This is a genomic window from Xanthomonas sp. NCPPB 1128 (assembly GCF_001043115.1).
Lineage (GTDB): Bacteria > Pseudomonadota > Gammaproteobacteria > Xanthomonadales > Xanthomonadaceae > Xanthomonas_A.
The window spans coordinates 1-1,212 of the sequence record NZ_LFME01000071.1; the positions used below are offsets into that span (position 1 = coordinate 1).

Annotated in this window: 1 protein-coding gene; it reads left to right on the top strand. The window is 63.9% G+C overall.

From position 1 onward, the window contains the following. The first annotated feature begins 64 nt into the window (after window positions 1-64). A complete protein-coding gene (locus ACP93_RS20755) occupies window positions 65-1,087 on the top strand; it encodes an IS5 family transposase (RefSeq protein ID WP_048492552.1) in 1,023 nt (340 codons plus the stop codon). Window positions 1,088-1,212: the final 125 nt, after the last annotated feature.

Here is a 1,212-nt window from a genome sequence, read left to right on the forward strand (position 1 = left end):
AGGGCACCTCTAAAAACCTCGGCTTTGGCATCATTGGCTTAAAGGACACGCCGAGGAGGCCATGATGATCAGCCTGTTTGCCGGTCACGAACGGGAAGCCAAGCGGCAGCAGATCGGCGATCCGCTGGCATTGCTGTCGCGCCACATCGACTTTGCCGGGATTGCCCAGGCCGTGGATGCGAAGCTGTCCTTGGGAAAGGGCACGCGTGGCGGCCGTCCGGCCTGGCCGACGCAGGTCATGATCAAGCTGCTGCTGTTGCAGCAGTTGTACAACCTCTCCGACGACGCGCTGGAGTACCAGGTGTTGGATCGGCGCAGCTTCCAGCAATTCCTCGGACTGGAACACAGCGGCAAGGTGCCCGACGCCAAGACGATCTGGGTGTGGCGCGAGCGGCTCAAGACCAAGGACCTGATGGGCGACATCAGCGCGGCGATCGGTCAGCAATTGCAACGTGCCGGGTTCATCGCCCGCGGCGGGCAGATCATTGATGCCAGCATCGTCAGTGCCCCGATCCAGCGCAACACGCGCGAGGAGAACGCGCAGATCAAGCAGGGCGAAGACGTCGGCCAGGACTGGAGCGATGCCAAGCGTGCGCAGAAGGATGTGCAGGCACGTTGGACCAGGAAGCATGGGGTGACGTACTACGGCTACAAGCTGCACGCCAGCACGGATCGAGGCTGGGGCTTCATCCGCCGCTACGACGTGAGCGCTGCCAATGTGCACGACAGCCGTCACTTCGAGCAGGTGCTGGATCCAGACAACACCGGCCGCACGGTATGGGCCGATAGCGGGTATGCCGATGCGACGCGAGAGGCAGACCTGAGGCAGCGTGGTTACCGCCCGGCGATCCAACATCAAGGGCAGGCGCGCAAGCCCTTGAGCGAGGCGGCAAAGCGCCGGAACCATCGGATCGCCAAGGATCGGGTGTTCGGGGAACACCCGTTTGCGCGCTTGGCCCAACAAGGCGGCAAGTTCGTACGCTGCATCGGCTTGGCGCGGGCGAAGGTAGTGATCGGGCTGAAGGTCGCCAGCCATAACGTGATGCGGCTGGCGCGACTGCAAGAGCGGGCCATGGCGCCGGCGTGATCGGATGAGCAGGCCCAACGGCCACCTCAGCCTCCCAACCACCATGATCCGACGCCTCTCTGGTGCCGTTGCGACAGAGGCTGCCCCCCTAGCTCCAGGTCATGGCAGGTTGTTCGAGGTGCCCT

Coding starts and splice junctions, on each gene's coding strand:
- ACP93_RS20755 (WP_048492552.1), top strand. CDS start 65: ATGATCAGCCTGTTTGCCGGTCACGAACGGGAAGCCAAGCGGCAGCAG.